Below are 23,610 nucleotides of genomic sequence, written 5' to 3'. Positions count from 1 at the left end.
TAGACGTTTTTTAATATTAAATCTAAGTTACTTTTCAATTCACAGGATAATTAAAATACCCGATTGAGACCATTTAGCGCCGCTACTCGGTACGCCTCTGCCATCGTTGGGTAGTTAAAGGTGGTATTGACAAAATATTCAAGCGTTGCGTTACATTTCATCACCGCCTGTCCGATATGAATAATCTCTGAGGCATGGTTACCGTAGCAATGAATACCTAGTATCTCTAGCGTCTCACGATGAAAGAGTATTTTGAGTACGCCAGTACGCTCACCGATGATTTGTGCGCGCGCTAGATGCTTAAAGAACGCCTGCCCGACCTCATAAGGAACCTTTTCGTCCGTGAGCTCCTGCTCTGTCTTGCCGATACTTGAGATCTCAGGAATGGTATAGATACCCGTTGGCACGCTAGAGACCGGTTCTGCGTCGCTATCCCCTGTCATAAATGCCGCCGCGCAGCGCCCCTGATCATAAGCGGCAGAGGCAAGAGAGGGCCAACCGATGACGTCACCTGCCGCGTAAATGTTCTCAACCTCAGTACGGTATGTATCATCGACTTTGAGCTGACCACGGCTATTGGCCTCTAAACCAATTGCTGCTAAATTTAGCCCTTCTGTGTTTCCTGAGCGTCCATTTGACCACAAAATAGCGTCGGATTTGATTTTCTTACCACTCTTTAGATACAAGACCACATGATCATCATGTGTCTCAAGATGATCAATTTCCTCATTATTACGGATAAGCACACCAAATTGTCTAAAGTCATGCGCTAGAGCGTCGCTGATCTCACTATCTAAGTAGCTGAGCAGTTTGCCCTGATTATTGATCAGATCAACTTTATAACCAAGACCGGTAAAGATAGAAGCGTACTCACAGCCAATCACGCCAGCACCATAGATAATGATCTTTCTGACAACATAATCCATCTGAAGAATTTTGTCAGAATCAAAAACTCGCGGATGATCAAAGTCTAAGATATCAGGACGATAAGGACGGCTACCCACGGTAATAATGGCTTTGTTGAAGGTGACGGTTTCAAAGATGTTTTCATCCGTTTCAACGCGCAAGGTATTGGCATCGACGAAGCTTGCCCAACCTTGAATCACATCGATTCTATTGCGCTCATAAAAGCGCGTATGGGTACTAACCTGACTGCGTATGACCTTGCGTGCGTTCGCCAGTACTTTGTTAAGTGGGACTTGCTGATACTCAAGCGCCTTGGTAAACATAGGATCACGGCGAAAATTAATGAGGTTAAATACCGATTGGCGAAGGGCTTTACTTGGAATAGTGCCGACGTGCGTTGAGTTGCCACCAACCTGATCACGTGGATCGATGACGGCGACTTTTTTGCCAGACTTAGTCAGCTTCATAGCAGCCGCTTCACCAGCGGGACCGGCTCCTAGGATGACAGCATCGTACTCAAAATCATGCTTATCGCCTTTGATACGCTGTGAGTCTTTGGTAAAGCCTGATTTGATATCGATACGCTTATCATCGAGCGGGTTAACCAAATCGGGGTGATGCATAACATCATCAGTGACTTGCTCGTGCGTTTGTTCAATTTTTTCCTGTTTGCTCTGATCGTGTGTCTGCTCTGGCAGCGCAACTTTGCCGCCCTCTTTATTTGAGACCTCAGTCTGCGTATCTTCACCAACGTTATTGGTCTCATCATGATTGATGTCTTTTTGATCTGTCGTCTCGTTCTTATTTTTACTTCCCATTGGACCCTCTTTATTTACGATAGCCATGCTATCTATTTAATTGAGTTTTATTATGACGCTATTAAAATCTAAACACTTAAAACTTAAACACTTAAAACTTAAGTATCTAAAACTTAAGTATCAAACACGCCCTAACCAATACGGCGTTTAAGACCCGTCATTTGCAATATACGCGTGGCGATCTCTTCAACAGACATCTCTGAAACATCAAGATTGGGTATACCTTGTGAGGTATAAATACCTTGTATGGCGCGCTGTTCTTGTTGCACCTGCTGATAGCTAGAATAGCGGCTGCCTGCTCGGCGCTCTTGGCGTATCTTTACCAAACGATCGGTGTCAATCATCAGACCAAACAGCTTGTCTTTGTGCTCACGTAGTGATTTGGGCAGTTGATTATCGTACAAGTCATCTTCGGTTAGTGGATAGTTGGCGGCGCGAATACCAAATTGTAGCGCTAAGTATAAAGAGGTTGGCGTTTTGCCTGAGCGTGAGACACCAATTAAGATGATATCTGCCATACTATAATGACGAGTACGCGCGCCATCATCATTATCCAGAGCAAAATGCACCGCATCGATGCGCTCTTTATAAGTTTCAGAGTCTACATTATCATGAGCATGGCCTGAGTGCGCGTCTGGCTCAACCCCTATTTCCTCTGCAATGCGCCCAATCAAACCCTCATACATATCCAAGTTGCAGCTATGCGCAGAATTGATTTTTTCTCTAATCTGGTCGCTCACAATCGTATCAAAAACAAAAGGCAGTAAACCATCACGCTGATAAGCCAAATTAATCTGCTCAACCGCGCTCTCAGCACGCTCTAGGCTATCGACATAAGGCAATACTTTGGTCTCAAAAGGTACTGAGGCGAACTGACTCAAAATAGAGCGACCCAAAGTCTCAGCAGTGATAGCAGTACCGTCTGATATAAAAAACGCCGTTCTTATCGTTTGTGAGTTGTCTAAGCTGAGCGCATGATGATTTTGAATAGTAGGCATGTCTGGTTCGGATGGATGGCTTGAATACATAGCTAAGTACCTCAATTGATTGTAGTCATTATACCTATATATAAGTCAGTAATCCCAACCAATGTTACCATAACTGCCCCAGATTTGAGCCAAGCGCCATACTATTGTCTTATACATCAATATAGTCTGTTTATGGTATTGATAGACTTAATTTGGTAAAAACTACTTTTTTGACGCTATAGTTTGTAAATTTTCAAAAAATTTTGATTGCACCTCTCGAAATCTGCTAAATATAGCGTTATAATCCACCATTATAATCCTTACTAAATAACCTTATTTTTTGGAGTTATCATGGCAGCGCACTCTTCAGCACTTGTAATCAATCTAGATCAGCTAGGAAAAAACGACATTGATACGGTTGGCGGCAAGAATGCGTCACTCGGTGAGATGATCAGTCACCTATCTGATTTGGGCGTTAGTGTTCCTGGCGGCTTTGCGACTACGGCAGATGCTTTTAACCGTTTTTTAACAGAAACGGGTTTGCTTGATAAGATTAACAATGAGCTTAAAGTCTTAGATGTTAATGACGTTAATAAGCTTGCTGCTACGGGTAAAAAAATCCGTAATTGGATCATAGAGCAAGAGCTGCCAGAAGATCTTGAAAAAGAGGTACGTCAAGCGTTTGAAGAGATGAGTGGCGGCGAAGACATCGCGGTTGCCGTCCGTTCGTCAGCGACAGCAGAGGATCTACCTGATGCCTCATTTGCTGGTCAACAAGAGACTTATCTGAACATTCGCGGCATCGATAACGTGCTTGTCGCTATTAAAGAAGTCTTTTCTTCCTTGTACAATGACCGTGCTATCTCTTATCGCGTACATAAAGGCTTTGAGCACGAAGGCGTGGCGCTATCTGCTGGTATTCAGCGTATGGTACGCTCAGAGACGGGCGCTGCGGGCGTCATGTTCACGCTAGATACCGAAAGTGGTTTTGATGAAGTGGTCTTTATCACTTCAAGCTATGGCTTGGGCGAGATGGTCGTGCAAGGCGCGGTCAACCCTGATGAGTTTTATGTCTCTAAGCGCCTGCTTGCTAATGATAAGCCTTCTGTGGTTCGCCGCAACTTGGGCAGCAAACACAAGAAAATGGTCTACGGCGATGAAGGCAGCACGGCTAAATCTGTTAAAGTCATTGATGTCGAAAAACAAGAGCGCATGCAGTTCTCATTATCGACCAATGAGCTGACCGAACTTGCTAAGCAAGCGGTGGTCATCGAAAAGCACTATGGTCAGTCAATGGATATCGAATGGGCCAAAGACGGTGATAGCGGCGAGATCTTCATCGTCCAAGCGCGTCCTGAGACCGTCAAGAGCCGTCAAGACAGCAACGTTATGGAACGCTACGTTATCAACACAGGCGACGCCAAAGTCCTTTGTGAGGGTCGCTCAATCGGTCAGCGTATCGGTTCAGGTAAAGTGCGCGTTGTCAGTAATTTGAACGAGATGGACAAGGTTGAGGACGGTGATGTCTTAGTCTCTGATATGACCGATCCTGATTGGGAACCGGTCATGAAGCGTGCCTCTGCTATTATCACCAATCGAGGTGGGCGTACTTGTCACGCGGCTATTATCGCGCGCGAGCTTGGCGTTCCTGCTATCGTCGGTTGTGGTAATGCCACTGAAATTTTGGTCGATGGTCAAGACGTGACTGCTTCTTGTGCTGAAGGCGATACAGGCTTCATCTACGAAGGTCAGATCGACTTTGACGTGCAGACCAACTCTATTGAGTCTATGCCAGAGCTTGCCTTTAAGATTATGATGAACGTCGGTAATCCAGACCGCGCCTTCTCATTTGCACAGATGCCAAACGAAGGCATTGGTCTTGCCCGCCTTGAATTTATTATCAACCGTATGATTGGCGTGCATCCAAAAGCATTGCTGAACATGAATAGTCTGCCGCGTGAGATATCACAAGCCATCACTGAGCGTATTGCAGGCTATGCGTCACCTGTTGATTTTTATGTTGATAAATTGGTTGAAGGTATCTCAACGCTCGCTGTTGCCTTTATGGATCAGCCGGTTATCGTACGTATGTCAGATTTCAAATCAAACGAATATGCCAATCTTTTGGGCGGTAAGTTATACGAGCCATCAGAAGAAAACCCAATGCTCGGTTTCCGCGGCGCCAGTCGTTATGTCTCTGACAACTTCCGTGACTGCTTTGAGCTTGAGTGTAAAGCGCTCAAACGCGTACGTGACGAGATGGGTTTGACCAACGTCGAGATTATGATTCCATTTGTGCGTACCGTTGATGAAGCGGCGCAAGTCATTGAATTACTAGAAAATAATGGTCTTAAACGCGGCGAGAACGGTCTACGCATTATCATGATGTGTGAGCTGCCAACCAACGCTCTGCTCGCTGATGAGTTCTTAGAGCATTTTGATGGCTTCTCGATTGGTTCAAACGATTTAACCCAGCTCACCCTAGGTCTTGATCGTGATTCAGGTATCGTCTCACACTTATTTGATGAGCGTGATCCAGCTGTCAAAAAGCTGCTGTCTATGGCTATTGAAGCTTGTAACAAGGCGGGTAAATACATCGGTATCTGTGGTCAGGGGCCATCGGATCATCCCGATCTAGCGTTTTGGCTTATGGAGCAAGGGATTACCTCGGTGTCACTAAATCCAGACTCAGTCCTAGATACTTGGTTCTTCTTAGCAGGTGAAGAAGCTAAATAGCGTTTTGTAGCGACTCATAATTATTTATAAGTTGCGTAACGTCAGCATAAAGAGTCATTAGCACTACCTTTTAGGGTTTGTTTGCTCATTTTCATTGTTTTTAATGAGATGGCAGGCAGGCCCTAAGTTGTATTTACTCTTTAACTATTTTTAACTGGCAAAGTTTGGCTGACAAAAGCTATTGCAAACGTTTACAATAAGGTACTTAGAGTTAGTGCTGGCTTTATGACAGTGCTCTTGTTATAAGCAACTTTGACCCAATACCATAATTCATAAATAGCGAATTAAGAAATAACCTACTATGCAAATTTTTCTCGCTCGAAATAACGTACAAGCAGGTCCTTATGATTTAAACCAGCTCAACATCATGCTGGCCTCTGGTGAAGTGACGCTGGACGATCTGATATGGCATGAAGGTTTAGATCAGTGGCAACGAATCGGTAATCTGACGGGCAATCAGCCTGTGTACAGACCCAGCACAGTTGTGACTAATGATACCAGTCATGATGATTCAATTATCAATAATGTGACCGTGTTTCCAGAGGATACGCCCAACAGCGCTCAAGGTGGCAACAACGTCTCTCTTGATAGATTGTACGGCAAACCTGAGCGCCCAAAAGCGGACGTCAAAGGTGGCATGACGAGTAATCCTCTGCATAAGCCAAATAATGTCTCGCTCAATAAATCTGGCCCTAAGGCGCTAGCGACGGACAAGGTGCTCGGCGATGTGGTATTAGCGCCTATCATGTCTCGCATGCTAGCAACGGTTATTAATGCATTGTTATATGTACTTGCGATTTTGCCTTTGGTACTTGCGCTGACTAAGCTTGATATTGACTATAGCAAGTTTGAAAACATCCAAGATATGGACGCCGCTTATCAGTATTCTATGACCTTGATGGAGAGCTTGCCAAGCTCTACGTTGATGATGTCGCAAGTGATGGTGTTTGGTCTATTTGCTTTGCAGCTGGTGTTCATCACTATGCGCGGACAGTCATTAGGTAAGCTACTCACAGGTATTCGCGTTGTTGATCAAACGACTCATCGCCTGCCGTCATTTATCAAACTGATCGGTATGCGTACCTTGTTGCTATTTATTATTTATAACTTGTTGTTTTCTTTTACTAGCTTTCTAGGTTTTGTCGTCATTGCCGTACATTATTATATGGCGTCTAAAAGTGCTGAGAACATTGGTTGGCATGATAAACTAGCTAAAACCTTAGTGGTAAAAGCGGATAGTAGCCAGTTGGTCAAACAGCCAAAAATAAAGTAGGTGCAAATCAGTACAGAATGAGCAGCGCTTGGTCGCTGCTTTTTTGTGAGTGCTCGCTTTCGAAAGTATTGTTTTCGAAGATATGATATTAGACTTTGTATTAACCTTTGAGTGCTGCTATAATACGGCGCTTTATATCCTAAGCTTCTCGTCCCTACTTTATAAAATCTAATGCTTATAAAAGCTGACACTACATTTTATAAAATTTAAGACTAAGTTTACCTTATAAATCTCCTTGCTACCTGCATAGGGCCGGTAGCTACTAATCCGTAAGGAGTCCAAATGCGACATTACGAACTGGTGTTACTTGTACACCCAGACCAAAGCGACCAGGTGGTCGGCATGGTTGAGCGCTACATCAAGTTAGTTCAAGACAATGGCGGCGCAATCCACCGCCTAGAAGATTGGGGCCGCCGTCAACTGGCTTATCCAATCAACAAGATTCACAAAGCTCATTACGTTTTATTTAACGTTGAAACTGACGGTGAGACTTTAGCTGAGCTTGAAGAGCTGTTCCGTTATAACGACGCCATCATCCGTAGCTTAGTCATGCGCCGTGATGAAGCGGTCACTGAAGAGTCGCAGTTAGCTAAAAATGCCGATGAAAAACGTGCACGCAAAGCTACTACTCCACGTCGTTCAGACGACAATGATAACGACAACAGTGAAGACTAATTAAAGGAGAATACTTATGGCACGTTTCTATCGCCGTCGCAAATTCTGCCGTTTCACTGCTGAGGGCATCACTCACATCGATTATAAAGATGTTGAATTGCTAAAACAGTACATCAGTGACAATGGCAAAATCGTACCGAGCCGTATTACCGGTACGTCTACAAAGTATCAGCGTCAGCTTGCCACTGCTATTAAGCAAGCTCGCTATTTGTCGCTATTACCGTACACTGATAATCATCAGGGTTAACTGTTAACTAGGAGTGACTCATGCAAATTATTTTGTTACAGCGTATCGTCAACCTGGGTAAACTCGGTGAAACTGTCGATGTAAAACCAGGTTACGGACGTAACTTTCTTATCCCTCATGGCAAGGCTCTACCTGCTACTAAAGCGAATATCGAAAAGTTCGAAGCGCGCCGCGCTGAACTTGAAGCTGAAGAAGCTAAAGAAGTCGCTACTGCTCAAGAACGTGCTGATGCGCTAACTGACGTTAATGTCATTATGCGTGCAAAATCAGGCGACGAAGGCAAGCTATTTGGTTCTATTGGTACGCGCGATATCGCTGAAGCTTTGACTAACTCAGGTCTAGAAGTAGACCGCGCTGAGATTAAGCTGCCTGAAGGCACGCTACGTCAAATCGGCGAGTACAGTGTTGATATTCAGCTGCATCATGACGTTACGGCAACTATCTTGGTCACCATTCTTTCTGAAGATGGCGATGACGAAGATGCTGACGTAGAAGAAGACAATGCTGAGAGCGAAGAGACTTCTGAAGAGTAATTTTTAGAACATCTCGTTTAAGTCTAAAGAAAGCCAGTGACTCTATGTTGCTGGCTTTTTTGTATTTATAGATTTGATGATGAATCATATTAAAGGCTAAAAATGTGCCATTAATTTGAAATTAACACTTCGTCATAAACGGGCGCGATGACTTTTGAGCCGTAGAGGCTTAAGTGATCATCATCTAAATAAAGAGGTACCTTATCTATATCGCCGTAACACCATTGTTTGTCACACAAGTAAGGAAGAGGATCTAGTATTTTTGCACCGCATTGCTCTGCTGCTTCGTTTTGCATTCTAAAAGCATCTTGATGACGCTGGTCATATTCATCAACTGGCATCTTAATATTGCTATTAGCGCCTTTCAATAGTATTGATCTAAACATAGTGATAGGCACATCTTTCTTCATTTCAGGCGTAGGTTTGAGTAAATAAACAGGATGGTTTTTAGCGAATTCACATATCGTATCAACCATATGACCCGTTATGTTTTCTTTGTAGTCATCTGTTATGTCCATAAAAATCTTATCGACAAATTTATTGGGTGATAAGGAGAAAGTAGTGGTTTCTTCGTTGGGACCATTCAGGTATTCAGACACGCGGTTTATGATAATAACAGGTATATCTGGATACTGTGTCGCCACGGTAGTAATAACGTTAGCTACCAGCTGTCCGCAATTATAATCTGGGTTTTTGCCATTATCGTCAACTTTGAATACCCCTTTTATCGTAGGACAAGCTGCCATACCAAAGCTTACAATACTGCCTCCGTGAAGCGCCGCTCTGTCACCAATAGCAACATTTTGAGCTTGAGCGTGGCTGTCGCCTATAACAATAGCTTTGATTTCACCCTCGCCATAAATACAAGCAGGAGAGTGACCATTTTCAACTTTACCGCAAACGGCTTCTCTAGGATCCTCTTGTTGCTGATTAATGATGGATATCTGATCTGTTGTCAACCTATGGGGCGTGATCTCATCAGATTTAGCGTACAAGGTACCACCTATGACTATGATAACTACTGCCATCAAAAGCGGTTTATTATAAAAATAACTAGAACGGTTCGTAAGTGCTTTTTTAAACCGAATATTTTCTACGTATTTATAACTCAAAAACCCCAGCACAATTGAGAGTGCCATGCCCAGATAAATATAAGCCTCACTCAATGAAAAATAGTATATAGCGACGACCAAAGGCCAATGCCATAGATAAATCGAATAAGACCAAGCCCCTAATTTTTGAAAGATAATATTGCTAGTGAATACACTAGTATCACGCTGCGCTTGAATAACTAAAAAAGCACCGACTACAGGAAAAGCAGCCAAATAACCTGGCCAAGGATTAGCAGCTGATATTAAAAAGTAAGAGCCAATTATTAGGAATAGCCCTATCCATTCAAGCGCTCTTTTTTGTTGCGGTTTTAGAGTAAAAGGATAAAGATAAGCGACCCCGCCAAGCATCATCTCCCAAGCTCTAGTAGGCAGATAATAGTAAGACAAAACAGGCCATTGATAAGTTGCTATGGCACTAAATAAGAAACCAAACACTGTCGATAGCAGCACTATAATGCGCATAGCTTTTAAAGACACAAGCTTATTTAGGGCAACCAATATCAGCGGATAAACAATATAAAACTGCCACTCCACTGACAACGACCAGCTGTGCAATAACCACTTCTCATGAGATGCCACATCGAAATAGCCTGTTTCTGTGCCGTAAATAAAGTTGGAGACAAAACCTATGCTCGTAGCCGCATGCTTCGCTAAACGTCGATACTCAGGCGGCGTTAGAAAAAACCAACCAAAGATAAGCAGCACCGTACAAAGCAGTGCAAGGGCTGGAATAATTCTATTCGCACGAGCCACATAAAATCTCGAAAGCGAAAATCTTTTTTGATCAATATCTCGAAATATTATCCCTGTCATCAAAAAACCTGAAATGACGAAGAAGACATCAACGCCTGCAAAACCGCCTGGCATCCAAGAAGCGTTGAAATGGAACAGTACTACAGCGATGACTGCAATAGCTCTAAGACCGTTGATATCTTGTCTAAACTTCATAGCTTTAATGATTAGGTACCTGTTTAAAAATAGCAATATATAGTTTACGTTCATTTCTGAACATAAAGGGTGTCTGACTACTCACTTCTCAATGTCTTCAAAGAGCATCAAATCATAAAGACAATGCTATATCAATGCGCTCTAGATAATCCACTGAACGTGGCCAGTCGGCAGCGACTTGTGGTATATCTTGTCCACTGGTAATCATCTTGGCAGCATTAATCCAGCCCGCATGACCTATTGCTAGTATTGGGGTGTTGCCTTGTTCAACGAGCCTTTTCGCCAACCAGCCTTCAACACGGTCAAATAGCTGCTGCAGACTTTCCCCATTATCTGGCGTAAAGTGCGCAAAGTTATCGCACCAGTCGTCAATCTCTTGCTTAGCGATTTGCTCCCAAGGGCGACCATCCCATTCGCCAAAATTAATCTCAGCAAGCTCAGGCGCGACTCGATACTGAAAACCACGTTGCGCCAGTATCTGTCCGACTTTTAGGGAGCGTTGTAATGGGCTTACCCAAATGACTTTAGGTAATTGATGCAAACGGGTAAATCGCTCGATTTGATTGGCAAGACGCTTTAATTTACGCCTATCTACCCCTATGTCCGTTTGCCCAATACAAATACCCTCAGCAGCAATAGGTTTAGGATGACGCCAAATGTAAAGAGTCATTAATTGATTAGCCTTTTCTAAAGATTTCTTTTGAATTATAAAAAAGGTATAGAGGCAGCGAGCCCAGCATAAATAGCGACTTCACTCAGCTGTTGTGTCGCCCCTAAACCATCGCCAGTATAGCCATCCAGACGCCTACGTAATAAGCGCCGCATATATTCAGTGGCAACTAGCGCCAACACTAAGGCTAATAACCACTGACCGATGCTAATCTGCTGTATGGCATTAGGAGATATAACCATTACTAAAACTCCTGCCACGAGCAACCAACCACTACTGAACAATCCTTGTAACGCTGTCAACTGCTGCGCCATAGGCTTGGCTTTGGCATGTTCTATCTCACCGCCATACGGCAGCAGCACAAGCAGGCTAATACATAGCAAACGCGACGCAGTATGGCCAATAATCAGCGCGACAATAGCTACCGATAACGGCATGGTGGCTAATAAAGAAATCTTTAGTAATAGCGCAGAGATTAACCCTAACACGCCATATGTCCCCAAGCGCGAGTCTTTCATGATAGTCAGCGTGCGCTCGCGAGTCAGACCGCCCCCCAAACCATCGCAACTATCCGCAAGACCGTCTTCGTGAAAAGCACCCGTGAGCTTAATCCCGAATACCGTACTTAGCACCGCAGCAACGAGGGGCGTGAATAAAACACTAGCAAGCCAAAACACGCCAGCGCAAAGTAGTCCAACCAGCAAACCGACTGCGGGAAAATGACGGCTGCTCTGGTGTAGCCATTGGGGATTATAATTTTTGAATGGCGGAACTGGCAATCGGGTCAAAAACTGAATGGCGACCAGTAACAATATCCATTCGTGCTTTATAAACTGCCCAACACTTACTTTAGACGATGACTGCTGTGACGGCTCTGGCTGATTTAATGACTGTTTTGATTCCTGCTTTAATGGCTGTGACATTAGTTGTTTTGCTCACTAATACCCGCATCACTAAAGCTTGCCATCTCATTGATAATGGCACAAGCGGACTGCAATAATGGATAAGCAAGCGCCGCGCCGCTACCTTCGCCCAAGCGCATACCCATATTAAGTAACGGCTCAGCGTTTAGTAATTTTAATAAATGCGCATGTCCTGGCTCGACTGAATGATGGGCAAAAATAGCATATTGGGCGACACCAGGCGCTAGGCGCTCCGCAACCAGTAAAGCACTGCTGGCAATAAAGCCATCGATTAATAAAATATGTCGTTCACTGGCGGTCTGAATCAGCGCACCTGCCATCATGGCTATCTCAAGCCCGCCTAATGCAGCAAGCGCGTCCAATGGAGACTGTGCCTCGCTATGACGTACCAATACTTGCGTTAAAATATCCGTCTTATGCTGTAGACCTGTATCATCGAGACCGGTACCACGACCAATACAATCAGCAATCGGTACATCACCTAATCGTGCCAGTAAAAGACTCGCCGCTGATGTGTTGCCAATGCCCATCTCACCGACGATCAACAGATTACCTGCTAAATCTTCGGCCACTTTCATGCCATTCTTTAGCGCAGCTAAGCATTCCGCTTCGGTCATGGCGGGCTCTGTTAGCGCGTCTCGGCTACCATGGCGTACTTTATAATTGAGCAATTGCGGATGGTCTTTAAAAGGAGAATTGGCAAAGTCTGCATCCACCCCAGCGTCGACTACCTTTAGCTCGATATTGTGCTGACGTGCCAAGACATTGATAGCAGCACCACCTTGCAAGAAATTATATACCATTTGCGCAGTGACGGCACTTGGATAGGCTGAGGTTCCATGCTTAGTTAAACCATGATCAGCAGCAAATACTCGAATCTGTGGCTGTTCAATATGCGGTGTGAGCGTCCCTTGAATCATGCCCAATTGCAGTGCCAATGCCTCTAAGCGACCCAGTGCGCCAAGTGGTTTGGTCTTTAGGTCTATAATCTGTTGTAGCTGCTGACGTAGGTTATTATTTTCTGTATTGGCAATGGTTGGCGCGGTAAAAGTGGTCAAGGCTATCATCCTAAAGGTTATAAATGGAACAGGGCACTATGGTAGCAGATTATCCCATTTATAATGATATGATTAGACTAGTTGCACGAGCCAAACTTGCATAATTCCAAGAGCACTTCATGAAAATTTTAATCGCCCCTGACTCATTTAAAGAAAGCCTAGAAGCAATCGAGGTGTGCCGCGCTATCCAATCTGGATTTAATCAGGTTTTTCCTGATGCCGACTATAGTTTATTACCCATGGCAGATGGCGGTGAAGGCACCTCTGCGGTGTTGTCCTACGCGCTTGGTGGACGCTGGAAAAACGTAGATGTGAATGATCCATTAATGCGACCGATTACTGCCAAGTATCTGCTATTAGAAAATAAGACTGCCGTGATTGAAATCGCGCAAGCCTGCGGTCTGCACTTATTAACGAACGAAGAAAGAAATCCACTCATTGCCAGTAGCTACGGTGTTGGCGAACTTATCGCTGATGCTTTGAGCGAAGGCGTCAAACGCATCATTATCGGTCTGGGTGGTAGTGCCACCAACGATGCTGGTCTTGGTCTGCTCATGGCATTAGGAATAATTTTTTGTGACGATGAAGGCAAGCCTTTGGCGCAAGGCGGTAACGAACTGGCCAACTTAAAGCAGATAGACGGCTCAACCCTTCATCCAAAGCTGCGCAACACGGTCTTTGAAGTCGCTTGCGATGTGACCAATCCATTATGCGGAAAATCTGGTGCCAGTGCTATCTTTGGACCACAAAAAGGCGCCAGTCCCGAGCAAGTCGCACTATTGGATAAGGCCTTGAGTCACTTTGCAATGGTATCTGGACAGCATGGCTATCAGGACTGTCAAAATATATCAGGCGCAGGGGCAGCAGGCGGTCTTGGCTTTGCCTTAACGACATTTTGCGAAGCTAATCTTAAATCAGGCTTTGATACCGTGGCTGAGGCCGTTAGTCTAGAAGAGCATATTGCTAGCGCTGATTTGGTGATTACTGGTGAAGGCAAGCTTGATGCGCAGACTTTAATGGGTAAAGTCGCTGGCGGTATTAGCATGATGGCAAAAGCAAATGATAAGCCTATAATCGCTATTTGCGGTAGCGTTGACGGCTTAAATCCTACTCAGACTACTGGGTTTGACGTCGTCATGCCGAGTATTCAAAAGCTGGACACCCTTGATAAGGTACTAAACAACGCTTATGAAAATATTGAGACTACCGCGGTCAATATTGCCGCTGCCATGAAGCTAGGGCAAGTTATGAAATAGAAATAGCCCGCAAGTTCATTCATTGACTAACATCAAATCTAAATATCGCTATTCTTTATAATTTTACAACCACTTTTTTACCTCGTTAATGACAGTGTGCATTCTATTAGATAGGGCTTGCTGTCGCCGCACGGCAAGATATAACGTTTCACTCACTGGTATTGGCAAACGATGACTGCTAATAAGCTCAGGGTTTGCGTACGCTGCAACCGCGTGTGCTGGTAATACGGTAAAGCCAAGCCCCCTACTAACAGGCTCCAAAATCAAGCCAATTTGATTAGAAAACCCTTTTTTCTTAAAGTCATTAATATGCTGGAACTCGCTATAATTGGCGCTCAGTAGCATACTGGCATGATGAGCACCGTCAGGATGATCGATAAACCCAAGCTCAATGAGCGCCTCCCAACTTGGTTCATTAGTAGTCGCAGGCGTCACCAGTATCAGCGCTTCTTGAGCTATTGACTGGCAACTTATTCCCTCATCATCTGAGATATCCGTCATAAATCCAATATCAATGTCGTGATTCGCAAGCGCTCGCTCTATATCGCTATTTGGTGCAAAGCGATAGTCAATCACCAACTGTGGATACTGTTGTTGTAAGCTCAAAAGCTGCGGATACAACTTTAAGCCTACGCTGCCAGGAGACATCAGTCGCACTAACCCTGCAAAGGCGGGGTCATCACCGATACGCTGTTCTAGATTTGCTAGACGCTGCAAGATATCATCCGCTTCCCTATATAACTCCTCGCCGGCATCCGTTAGTGAAAACTGCTTCCCTTGGCGGATGAGCAAGTCGACATCTAACTGACTTTCAAGCTTACGTATGTGTTGACTCACGCCTGACTGGGTCATATGTAGGCGCTCGGCAGTGCGGGTAAAATGTCCCACTTCAACAAGGGTAAAGAATGTGCGTAGCCACGTGATATTCATCATTACGATATATACTTATCTTTATAATAAATGATAATTTTACGTAATGGATATAGCTTTGTAAACTACTCCCATATTACAACAGGAGTATGAATGATGAATAACGTCTATCCAAGAAGCTTTTCGCACATTGGCCTTTCCGTCCCTGACCTAGAAGCAGCGGTAAAATTCTATACCGAGGTAATGGGTTGGTACACCATCATGGAGCCGACCGAAATCGTTGAAGATGACAGCCCTATTGGTGAGATGTGTACGGAAGTCTTTGGCTCAGGCTGGGGCAGTTTTCGTATCGCTCATCTCTCAACTGGTGACCGTATCGGTGTTGAAATATTTCAATTTAAAAATCAAGAAAACCCTGAAAACAACTTTGAATACTGGAAGACAGGTATTTTTCACTTCTGTGTTCAAGATCCAAACGTGGAAGAGCTCGCTGAACGCATTGTCGCTGCTGGCGGCAAAAAGCGTATGGAAAAACCGCGTTATTACTACCCCGGCGAAAAACCTTACCGTATGATTTATATGGAAGACCCGTTTGGCAATATCGTTGAAATATACAGCCACAGCTATGAGCTTATTTATAGCGAAGGCGCGTATTAAACGGTTATCTCTCGGCGATTAAGCGGTCAATATATAGTCTGACCTGTCATTATCTCTACACAAATAAAAAGGACACAATATTACTATCGTGTCCTTTTTATTTAGTATAACTAGGGCGTATTTGATAATTCACAAATACGCACTGACAGAGACTATTTTTTAGTCGATTCAAAGATAAAAATAGTAAGTTTAGTCATTCTAAGCGTCTACTTTTATCAAAGGAGCGGCAAAAAAGAGTCCTGTCCTTTCAGGCTGATGCTAAAATTGCCCCCCAGCTCTATATAAGCAGTGTGTTGCAAGTCTAGCTAAGGTCTAGACATTAGCTAGACTTGCGCCGTGTCTGGAACACAGCTTTGATAAACTAGCAGCGATCAGCAGTGCCATGGTTGAATGTTCAACACGCCCTAATGCAAATACCGTATTACTCAGCAGCGATAGCGATCATCTCAACGAGTAGCTCAGGACGTGCTAGAGCTGATTCACCACAAGCGCGGGCGGGCGGTTGAATGCCTTCGAACCACTTGTCCCACACCTCATTCATCGCCGCAAAGTCAGCCATATCCTTTATCCAAACTGTCACAGATAGCAGTTTAGATTTGTCACTACCTACTTCTTCTAGTAGCGTTTGAATCTTCTCTAAACAGGTTAGTGTTTGCGCTTGGATATCGTCTTCGGCGTTACCAACTTGACCGCACAGATATACGGTTTGGTTATGTACGACGATCTTACTCATACGCTGATTGCTATGCAGTTTCTTAATCATTATTTATCCTTATATACTTTAGTTTAAAAATTATTTTTTAGCGAAACGTTGGGCATTAAATGGTTCAACATCAACCGTTAGCGGCTTGTCGTGGATTAGCTCTTCGACCAGACGACCGGTAATTGGTCCCAAAGTAAAGCCTTGGTGACTATGCCCAAAGGCGAACCATAACTTGTCATGCTTATCCGCAGGCCCAATGACAGGCTTCATATCTGGCATACAAGGACGCGATCCTGCCCATGCCTCACTCTCTACCGCATCCTCTAAAGGCAGTATTTTAGTTGCCAGTTTCAATACCGTTTTTAGTTGACCGAAATTTTTGGGTGCATCCATCGTCGTCATCTCAGCGCCTGTCGTAATACGAATGCCTTGCTGCATCGGGCCCATGACGAAGCCTTTGTCCATGTCAAACATACTATGATGGATGGTGTTTTTGTCACTGATCTTGAAGTGTTGATGATAGCCGCGCATCGGGAACAGAGGTAGATTGTAGCCCAATGGTTTGATTAGCTCATTTGACCAAGGACCTGCCGCAATAACCAAATGATCGCTATGATAGGTTTCGTTATCCGTCACCACCTGCCAGCCTTTGCCATCGTTGTTATCAGAAGGTGTGATTTCTTTGACATTGCTCTCTTTAATTATCCCTTGCATCTCTTCAAAGTTTTTAGCGTATGCTTTTACCAGTGCACTTGGGTTTGAGACTTGCCAAGAGTTGAGCCAGTGAATAGCACCGACAAAACCCTCAAAATTAGCATTAGGCTCCATCGCTTTTAACTCATCTAGGCTGAGAACTTTGTGCTCAACGCCCTGCTCGCGATCTTCAATAGCGGTCTTGGCGGCCTTTTTAAGCGTCTCCTCTGAGCGGTGCAACTGTAGCCAGCCATCACGGGTGATCAGCTTATCAGCGCCTGAGGCTTCGATCATGACCTGATGCTCGCTGGTGCAATGAGCAATCAGCGTTTGCCATTCTGATTCAATCTTTTTGACCGAATCTGGCGTTGAGAATTTCCAATATTGCAGTAGCGCTTGATGATAACGTAGCAGCGCAGGTATGCGGTAGCGAATATCGGTGCCTTGATTCGGTAATACGCGCACCATTTCTGTGATCTGACGCGGAAAAGGATGGGTATGAATGGCTTCACGCTGAATGAGACCGGCGTTACCATATGAGGTTTCAAGCCCTGGCAGTTTTCTATCTAGCATCAGTACTTTCGAGCCATTTTTTTGTAAGTGCCAAGCTGCTGCGGTGCCGACCATACCTGCACCAATCACAATCACGTCATAACGCATAGCCTATCCTTTTCGCTAAGAGCATAGAGAAGTTTAATGCGATATGGTAACGCATTACTGTAGATTTTAAACCACTATTTGACAAAATATTTTGTTAACTCTTACTTTTGGTTATATAACTTTTTTATTTTTATCTTTACTAAGTATGTGCACCAAATTTCACGACTTGATTTGTTTTATTAAGGGCGCATTACATAGCTTTGAATATCTACGGTTAGGATAATTTTTTTATGAATCCTGTTGTGATCGGCTATGGATTTTTGGCGTTGGCTATCGTCTTTGAAGTATTAGGTACGACCTTTTTGGTCAAGTCTGAACAGTTTACCCGCTTAGTGCCTACTGTTTTGATGGCAGTACTCTACATCGGCTCGTTTTATTGTTTGTCGCAGACGCTAAAGACGATTCCTTTAGGTATCGCCTATGCCATTTGGGGCGGTGTGGGTATTGTATTGACCGTTATTATCGGAGTGACCCTGTTTAAACAAAGTATCGACATACCAGCGATAACGGGTATCGGTTTGATCATCCTAGGCGTTGTGGTGATCAATGTTTTTTCTAAGACGGTTGGGGGTTAGAATATACATTATGGTGCTCACCACCACACCGGATCTGCACTTGCCAGCGCCGCTAATCCTTTAGTAGATGACTTAACCTCAACCTCGCTAGCGGACAGCTCGGCAACAAACCGTGAGGGCTTATCAAAATATCCAGAGTAGCTGGCGAAGTAATCAGGCGCAGTTAAGTACAGCTTGTTTTTGGCGCGGCTACAGGCTACATAGAACAGTTTGCGCTCCTCTTCTAATTCCTCAAAGTCATCTAATGAGCGATGGTGCGGGGTCATGCCATCAACTAAGGAATTCACAAAAACAATTGGCCACTCCAGCCCTTTAGCGCTATGAATGGTTGAAATAGTGACCTTGTCTGTGTCGTCATCCTCAGGAGCATCCATCGCTGCCACTGAATCGTTGGGTGGATCAAGGGCTAAGTTCTCTAAAAAGTTATCTAGGCTACTATGTTCGGTCGCCAAGTTCTTGAGCACACGAAAATCCTCGCTACGCTCGCGCCAATTCTCCTCAACCGTCTTTAAAATAGGAATATAAAAGTCGAGCACCAGATCGATAATAGTTTCTACGGACTGCGCTTGTTGCGCTTTGCTCAAGGTGCTATGCAGCGGTGCAAGCTGTGGGCTTTTCTTACTAAATTTGGGTAATAGCAAGGGTTCAAACGAGTTGTCATCACTATTGATCGCTTGCGTTAAGCGCGTAGCAGTGACTGCCCCAACGCCCTTAAATAAGGTCAAAATACGATGCCACGCAATCGTGTCATTGGGGTTATACAGAATTTTAATAAAGGCTAAGACGTCCTTGATATGGCGACGCTCAATGAACTTAATACCGCCGACGACGATAAAGGGAATACGGCGCTCCATAAATTCCAGCTGCACATAGTTGGACTGAAAGGAGGTTCGGCACAGTACCGCAAAGTCGCTATAGTCATGCTCAGCTTTGTGCTCGATAATTTGATTAGCGATGTATTTGGCCTCTTTTGTCTCATCGCTAGCACGGCTAAAGATAGGTTTTGCGCCCATTATAGCCGCGTTTGAGTACAGCTGCTTTTGGTAGCCCAAAGTGATTTGCGCAGACAAGGCATTGATATAGCTTAAAATAGCAGGCGTACTACGATAGTTTTGCTCAAGCTTAATCAGACTCGCTTCAGGGTAGGTCTCCCCAAACAATAAAATATTCTCATAATTAGCGCCGCGAAAAGCGTATATGCTTTGATTATCATCGCCGACGACCATCAGCGATACAGACGCGGGCGCACAGATGAGATCAATGAGCTGCTTTTGCGGAATATTGGTATCTTGATATTCATCGACCATGACGTAGCGATAGTTGTCTTGCAAGAGCTGACGGAAGGTATCATTAGACTTTAGATGGCGGACCACTTGGCTGATAATATCGTCAAAGTCGTACAAATGGTTGGCGCGTTTGTACTCGTGAAAGTCGATAGCCAATTGCTCAATGATAGGGATATGAATGGCAATATCAGGATAGCTGTCTTCGATCAGAGTATTGATCGGGATACGGCGGTTTCTGGAGGTTGAAAAGATATTTTGTAAGGTGCGTTTGCGCGGAAAGGCTTGTTTTTGTGTTTGCGCGGGGTACTTTTTTTCTTTATAGATCAGATCAATAGCGTCCTCGGCGTCGCCGGTATCCAAAATAGTAAAGCGTGGATTGATACCGAGTAGCCCTGAGTATTGTCGTAGTAGCCGATTACAGAATGAATGAAAAGTGCCGCTGGTGATATCGCTTATCATCTTGCTAGTGGGTAAGATGTCCTCGGATAACTCTTCATCAGACAGTGTATTCGTGAGTAAGGTTTTTGCGCGGCTTTTGATCTCATTGGCCGCTTTTCGGGTAAAGGTCAGTAATAGTATTTGCTTAGGCGCAACGCCATTTTCTAACAGATAACTAGTACGGTAGGTCAGCGTTTTAGTCTTACCCGAACCTGCTCCAGCGATGACTAGCGCTTTGCCTTGGGTAGTAGTGGCCGCAAGCAGTTGATTAGGATTAAGCTCGCGGGCGTAATCCACTTTGAGTCCCAAATTATTATGCAGGCGCTCATCAATGACCTTGTCATCAGCATCCACCAAATTCGCCTCTAACTTTTCGATAGCTTGTTCAAGGCGTGCAAGCTTGGGTTTTATGTCTACAAAGTTTTGTGGATAATTGTACTGGCGTGTATCAAAGATTGTCATCGTTATTAAGTGCCCATCATATTGTTTTGATAAATTTGTTTGCGAATGCTTTAGGAGAGTAAATACAAAGGCATTACTCTTAAGGTAGTTATAGAGTACCCATAAAAAGGCCTGTGCGCTATGGTATAAATACAAAGTAACAACTCACCCATCCCCTAGCAAATTTGCTACAATATGCCCAATTTTGGACGACGCTCCAAGCGCGCGGTCCTCCCTTATTTTACAACACTATTTTTAATACTACTGAGAGACCATTATGGGTTTTAATTGCGGCATCGTTGGCCTACCAAATGTGGGCAAGTCCACTTTATTTAACGCCTTGACCAAAGCGGGTATCGCGGCAGAGAACTTTCCGTTTTGTACCAAAGATCCCAACACTGGCATCGTGCCTGTCCCTGATCCAAGGCTAAAAAAGCTTGCTGATATCGTCAATCCTGAGCGCGTTATGCCAACGACGATGGAGTTCGTCGATATCGCAGGCCTCGTCGCTGGTGCATCAAAAGGCGAAGGCATGGGTAATCAGTTCCTAGCCAATATCCGTGAGACCGATGCCATTGCCCACGTGGTACGCTGCTTTGATGATGACAACGTCGTCCACGTCGATGGTCGCGTCAGCCCCATCGATGATATAGAAACCATTAATACTGAGCTGGCACTTGCTGATTTAGAGGCCGTTGAGCGCGCCATCCACAACCAAACCAAAAAAGCCAAAGGCGGTGATAAAGACGCGCAAGCTTTGCTTGATGTGTTTAAAAAAGTCGAGCCATTACTGGCTGAAGGTAAGGCGGCGCGCGCCGCGAATTTAGATTCTGATGAGAAAAAACTTATTAGAAGTTATGGCTTGATCACGCTCAAACCAACCATGTATATCGCTAACGTGTCTGAGGATGGTTTTGAAAATAATCCGTATCTTGACGCCGTACGTGATTATGCGACAGGCGAAGAGTCAATCGTGATCGCCTTGTGCAATCAGATTGAATCTGAAATTGCTCAGCTCGATGAAGATGACAAAAAAGACTTCTTAGAAGATATGGGTATGGACGAGGCGGGTCTTGATCAGGTGATTCGTGGCGGCTATGATCTGCTCGATATGCAGACTTATTTTACCGCTGGCGTCAAGGAAGTACGGGCGTGGACAGTTGAGGTTGGCGCAACCGCACCGCAAGCCGCTGGCGTCATTCATACTGACTTTGAGCGCGGTTTTATTCGTGCTGAGGTCATTGCCTATGACGATTTCATTGAACATAATGGCGAAAAAGGCGCTGCTGCCGCGGGCAAATCTCGCTTAGAGGGCAAGACCTATATCGTCCAAGATGGCGATGTGATGCACTTTAGATTTAACGTTTAGGGTTATAGACAAGCAGTCCTAACCGCAAAAATCAAAATAGCTCAAAATTCAAAGTCAGCCTGAGTGCTGGCTTTTTTGTGCGTCTAGTTTTTTTCGTAGGTGATGATTTGGATGGTAGGGTGCTTTTTAAGCACCACTGGGCGGAATTTTGAACCGTTAACGGTGCTTAAAAAGCACCCTACGCCTAACTCAGGCAATGCCAGAGTAATCCATAAATTGCCACTCTCGCTACAAACTTTGTCTAATAGTGTCTACAAATTCTATAAGAGTTTAAGTATCATAAACAAGATTATAAAAATAATAACGGAATATAAATAATGAGCACTTACTCCAAAACATCAAAGAGCGCCACCGAGCACTGGGCAAGATTATTCAACGCCCAGCGTTTAGGTAGCGATAAACAAGCGCCTGTACAAGATAGCGCGCGCTCCTCCTTTCACAAAGACTATGACAGGCTGGTGTTCTCGCACTCCTTTCGTCAGCTCAACCAAAAGACGCAAGTACATCCGTTAACCAATCAGTTGGGCATTCATACGCGCCTAACACACTCGCTAGAGGTGTCCTGTATTGGACGCTCGCTTGGTATCATGGCAGCAGAGAAGCTCCATGATAAGCTGCCAAACGGTCTACCATTGGGCGTCTCGCCCGCTGATGTCGGCGTCATTATACAAGCCGCTTGTCTGGCTCACGATATTGGCAATCCGCCCTTTGGCCATGCAGGCGAATATGCGATTCGCGATTGGTTTATGCATCCTGATCGTGCGCCTATCTTGGCTTATCTCACCCCAAGCGAGCAATTAGATGTCTTAGCTTATGAGGGCAACGCGCAGGGATTTCGCTTATTGGTGCGTAACGAGCATCATCCTGATAATGGCGGTATGCGTTTAACCTGCGCCACTTTGGGCGCGTTTATGAAATACCCTTGGCTTGCCACTCACAGTAACCCAAATGGCAATACAAACAGTTTGGAGAGCAATGGCAACAAGCAAGGAGCAAATCAGGCACGTAGCAAGATTCAAAAGTTTGGCTGTTTTACCAGTGAGTCGGCGCAGCTAGAGGAGCTGGCAGCAATCTTATGTTTACCGCGCTCAGAGCGACATAATGGTTTTGAGCGTCATCCACTTGCCTACCTGCTAGAGGCAGCGGACGATATCTGTTATGCCTTAATTGATCTAGAGGACGGTATTCATCTCAATATGCTTGAATTTGATGAAGTGGCGGATATTTTTTATAAACTCATAGGTGAGCGCCCTACTCCTTTGTCCTCCACTATGTCAATCAGGCAAAGCCTAGCGGCACTACGTGCACGAGCTATGATGCGTCTGGTCAATACGGTCACAGACGCCTTTGTGATAAACCGCGATGAGATGCTAGCGGGCACCCTACAAGGCAGCTTATTTGCTCACTGTGATATCAGTGTGCAAAGCGGCATCACTGAGGCCAAACTGTTGGCACGCGAGAAAATATTTAATCATCCGAGCAAGGTGCGGATGGAGCTTATGGCCAACCAGTGCCTGCGCCGCTTGCTTGATGCCTTTATGCCGCTGGCGTGGACGCAACTGGTCACCTCCCCGCAGCCTTTTGAAGAGCAAAGACTGTTTAGCCTACTCAAACCACATTTGGATGAGCAGCAAAGAGCGCTCTCAGGCAATATTTATCACAATATTCTAAATATCTTGGACTTTATCACCGGTATGAATGACCATGAAGCTTATCGGTTGGCGCAAGAATTGCAAGGTCATTGGGGCACCGTTATTTAACTAAAAAAAGTGCTAGAAAGACATTATTTTATAGT

General features: G+C 44.7%; 20 protein-coding genes. 10 read left to right on the top strand and 10 right to left on the bottom strand.

Going from position 1 to position 23,610, the window contains the following annotated elements:
* Positions 1-50: 50 nt before the first annotated feature.
* Together sthA and ppsR are read right to left on the bottom strand one after the other, a co-directional pair.
* Complete coding sequence (gene sthA, locus ACTXGE_RS03410) at positions 51-1,529, bottom strand: Si-specific NAD(P)(+) transhydrogenase (RefSeq protein WP_435951054.1); 1,479 nt, start codon at positions 1,527-1,529, stop codon at positions 51-53.
* A gap of 326 nt (positions 1,530-1,855) precedes the next feature.
* Positions 1,856-2,722 (bottom strand): posphoenolpyruvate synthetase regulatory kinase/phosphorylase PpsR, encoded by an 867-nt coding sequence (gene ppsR, locus ACTXGE_RS03405; RefSeq protein ID WP_317200403.1) that lies wholly within the window; start codon positions 2,720-2,722, stop codon positions 1,856-1,858.
* Positions 2,723-3,043: 321 nt separating this feature from the next.
* Between ppsR and ppsA the strand changes: the two genes are divergently transcribed.
* The 5 genes from ppsA (at position 3,044) to rplI (ending at position 8,156) form a co-directional block, all read left to right on the top strand.
* On the top strand, positions 3,044-5,428 hold the full coding sequence (gene ppsA, locus ACTXGE_RS03400) for a phosphoenolpyruvate synthase (protein WP_443541808.1): 2,385 nt from the start codon (positions 3,044-3,046) through the stop codon (positions 5,426-5,428).
* Between the two features lie 301 nt (positions 5,429-5,729).
* On the top strand, positions 5,730-6,701 hold the full coding sequence (locus ACTXGE_RS03395) for an RDD family protein (RefSeq protein ID WP_435949148.1): 972 nt from the start codon (positions 5,730-5,732) through the stop codon (positions 6,699-6,701).
* A gap of 282 nt (positions 6,702-6,983) precedes the next feature.
* A complete protein-coding gene (rpsF, locus tag ACTXGE_RS03390; protein ID WP_435949150.1) occupies positions 6,984-7,376 on the top strand; it encodes a 30S ribosomal protein S6 in 393 nt (130 codons plus the stop codon).
* A 16-nt stretch (positions 7,377-7,392) separates the two neighbouring features.
* Positions 7,393-7,623 carry a 30S ribosomal protein S18 gene (gene rpsR, locus ACTXGE_RS03385; protein WP_010198808.1) on the top strand — a complete coding sequence of 77 codons (231 nt, stop codon included), beginning with the start codon at positions 7,393-7,395 and terminating at the stop codon, positions 7,621-7,623.
* A 20-nt stretch (positions 7,624-7,643) separates the two neighbouring features.
* Positions 7,644-8,156 carry a 50S ribosomal protein L9 gene (gene rplI, locus ACTXGE_RS03380; protein WP_317200328.1) on the top strand — a complete coding sequence of 171 codons (513 nt, stop codon included), beginning with the start codon at positions 7,644-7,646 and terminating at the stop codon, positions 8,154-8,156.
* 110 nt (positions 8,157-8,266) lie between these two features.
* Here rplI and ACTXGE_RS03375 read toward each other — a convergent pair whose 3' ends face one another.
* The 4 genes from ACTXGE_RS03375 to cobT all read right to left on the bottom strand — a co-directional run bounded on the left by ACTXGE_RS03375 (position 8,267) and on the right by cobT (position 12,867).
* The gene (locus ACTXGE_RS03375; protein WP_435949153.1) at positions 8,267-10,216 is read right to left on the bottom strand and encodes an acyltransferase family protein; all 1,950 of its coding nucleotides are present in this window, start codon (positions 10,214-10,216) and stop codon (positions 8,267-8,269) included.
* 112 nt (positions 10,217-10,328) lie between these two features.
* Positions 10,329-10,886: a histidine phosphatase family protein gene (locus ACTXGE_RS03370; protein WP_435949155.1), complete on the bottom strand. Its 558-nt coding sequence runs from the start codon at positions 10,884-10,886 to the stop codon at positions 10,329-10,331.
* Between the two features lie 35 nt (positions 10,887-10,921).
* Positions 10,922-11,809, bottom strand: a complete 888-nt coding sequence (cobS, locus tag ACTXGE_RS03365; protein WP_443541811.1) for an adenosylcobinamide-GDP ribazoletransferase — start codon at positions 11,807-11,809, stop codon at positions 10,922-10,924.
* On the bottom strand, positions 11,809-12,867 hold the full coding sequence (cobT, locus tag ACTXGE_RS03360; protein ID WP_443541813.1) for a nicotinate-nucleotide--dimethylbenzimidazole phosphoribosyltransferase: 1,059 nt from the start codon (positions 12,865-12,867) through the stop codon (positions 11,809-11,811). The genes cobS and cobT overlap by 1 nt, the downstream gene beginning before the upstream one ends.
* A gap of 119 nt (positions 12,868-12,986) precedes the next feature.
* Here cobT and ACTXGE_RS03355 point away from each other — a divergent pair, with 119 nt between their 5' ends.
* A complete protein-coding gene (locus ACTXGE_RS03355; protein ID WP_443541815.1) occupies positions 12,987-14,123 on the top strand; it encodes a glycerate kinase in 1,137 nt (378 codons plus the stop codon).
* 63 nt (positions 14,124-14,186) lie between these two features.
* Here ACTXGE_RS03355 and ACTXGE_RS03350 read toward each other — a convergent pair whose 3' ends face one another.
* On the bottom strand, positions 14,187-15,056 hold the full coding sequence (locus tag ACTXGE_RS03350; RefSeq protein ID WP_443541817.1) for a LysR family transcriptional regulator: 870 nt from the start codon (positions 15,054-15,056) through the stop codon (positions 14,187-14,189).
* A gap of 90 nt (positions 15,057-15,146) precedes the next feature.
* Here ACTXGE_RS03350 and ACTXGE_RS03345 point away from each other — a divergent pair, with 90 nt between their 5' ends.
* Entirely contained in the window at positions 15,147-15,650 is a 504-nt protein-coding gene (locus tag ACTXGE_RS03345) for a lactoylglutathione lyase family protein (RefSeq protein ID WP_443560272.1), read from the top strand.
* Positions 15,651-16,071: 421 nt separating this feature from the next.
* Here the strand turns inward: ACTXGE_RS03345 and ACTXGE_RS03340 are convergent, their stop codons facing one another.
* Together ACTXGE_RS03340 and ACTXGE_RS03335 are read right to left on the bottom strand one after the other, a co-directional pair.
* Positions 16,072-16,410: a RidA family protein gene (locus ACTXGE_RS03340; RefSeq protein WP_443541944.1), complete on the bottom strand. Its 339-nt coding sequence runs from the start codon at positions 16,408-16,410 to the stop codon at positions 16,072-16,074.
* 33 nt (positions 16,411-16,443) lie between these two features.
* Positions 16,444-17,706, bottom strand: a complete 1,263-nt coding sequence (locus ACTXGE_RS03335; RefSeq protein WP_443541819.1) for an NAD(P)/FAD-dependent oxidoreductase — start codon at positions 17,704-17,706, stop codon at positions 16,444-16,446.
* Between the two features lie 230 nt (positions 17,707-17,936).
* On the opposite strand from ACTXGE_RS03335, the gene ACTXGE_RS03330 reads away from it, so the two are divergent.
* Positions 17,937-18,281 carry a DMT family transporter gene (locus ACTXGE_RS03330; protein WP_443541821.1) on the top strand — a complete coding sequence of 115 codons (345 nt, stop codon included), beginning with the start codon at positions 17,937-17,939 and terminating at the stop codon, positions 18,279-18,281.
* A 17-nt stretch (positions 18,282-18,298) separates the two neighbouring features.
* On the opposite strand, the gene ACTXGE_RS03325 is transcribed toward ACTXGE_RS03330, so the two are convergent.
* Positions 18,299-20,467 carry an ATP-dependent helicase gene (locus ACTXGE_RS03325; protein ID WP_443541823.1) on the bottom strand — a complete coding sequence of 723 codons (2,169 nt, stop codon included), beginning with the start codon at positions 20,465-20,467 and terminating at the stop codon, positions 18,299-18,301.
* Positions 20,468-20,723: 256 nt separating this feature from the next.
* Between ACTXGE_RS03325 and ychF the strand changes: the two genes are divergently transcribed.
* Positions 20,724-21,815: a redox-regulated ATPase YchF gene (gene ychF, locus ACTXGE_RS03320; RefSeq protein ID WP_443541825.1), complete on the top strand. Its 1,092-nt coding sequence runs from the start codon at positions 20,724-20,726 to the stop codon at positions 21,813-21,815.
* A 317-nt stretch (positions 21,816-22,132) separates the two neighbouring features.
* Positions 22,133-23,575 (top strand): deoxyguanosinetriphosphate triphosphohydrolase, encoded by a 1,443-nt coding sequence (locus ACTXGE_RS03315; RefSeq protein WP_443541827.1) that lies wholly within the window; start codon positions 22,133-22,135, stop codon positions 23,573-23,575.
* Positions 23,576-23,610 lie beyond the last annotated feature (35 nt).

The organism is Psychrobacter sp. T6-4, assembly GCF_052258425.1.
Classification (GTDB): domain Bacteria; phylum Pseudomonadota; class Gammaproteobacteria; order Pseudomonadales; family Moraxellaceae; genus Psychrobacter.
The sequence above is the reverse complement of the archived record's forward strand: the minus strand, read 5'-3'. Positions and strand labels throughout refer to the sequence as shown.